The 877-nt window shown below is 34.2% G+C and carries 1 protein-coding gene; it reads left to right on the forward strand.

Going from position 1 to position 877, the window contains the following annotated elements:
* A partial coding sequence (locus EWZ81_RS03320; protein ID WP_165549015.1) for a glycosyltransferase occupies positions 1-794 on the forward strand: 794 nt, incomplete at its 5' end.
* Positions 795-877 lie beyond the last annotated feature (83 nt).

Genomic DNA, 877 nt, shown 5'->3' on the forward strand with positions numbered 1-877 from the left:
ATGAATTTAGCGCTGATTTCTTAAACATTAAAGAAAATGATGAGAATTATTTTTATGGGGTTTTAGAAGTTGAAAAGCACCATATGATGGAAGGGTTTTTGTTTTGCAATTTAGATTACCAACGCAAGAAAAATTTCACCTTAAGAATGCATGATCTTTTAAAGGGGAATGAGGCTAAAGGGGAGTTGGATTTTACGAAATGGTGTTGGCCTAACATGAAAGCTTTAGGGATTGAGTATTGCGTTTTCCCTTATTATTACACCATTAAAGATTTTTCTAACGCGTATTTAAACGAGAATTATAAGAAAACCATTTTAGAGGCGCGAGAAAACCCTACTATTATCCACTATGACGCTTGGTGGGGGGCGGTGAAGCCTTGGGACTATCCTTTTGGTTTGAAAGCGGATTTGTGGCTGAACGCTTTGGCTAAAACCCCTTTTATGAGCGATTACACTAAAAAAATGCACACCAATGAGAGCTTTTACACCACAAAAATGGCTGAGCAGCATTATTTTTCTTCAACAACGCCTTCAAAAGACATTGTTTTTAAGACTCCGTATTTGTTTTTCAAATCGTATCTGTTTGTTGTGTTTAAAGAAAGGAAAATCCATTCAAGAGTTTTTGAATTAACTTGTAATTTAGTGAAAAAATTTTTCAATAAGCTTATTTATTTTGGGTTTTTGATGCCTAAAGCGTTAGCTAAAAGGGTGGTTAGTAAGATCCTTAGAGTTTTAGGGCTTCATGGGATTGTTAAAAAAATCTTAATCAAACTCAAGCTCTTGAAAAAGGGCTAGAGTAAAGGGGTTAAAACCTTTTTTAAATTAATTTGCTTTAAAAACAGCATAAAAACCAAAAAACAGAACCCTTTCAAGTTCGG

It is taken from the genome of Helicobacter pylori, assembly GCF_011140715.1.
GTDB lineage: Bacteria > Campylobacterota > Campylobacteria > Campylobacterales > Helicobacteraceae > Helicobacter > Helicobacter pylori_DA.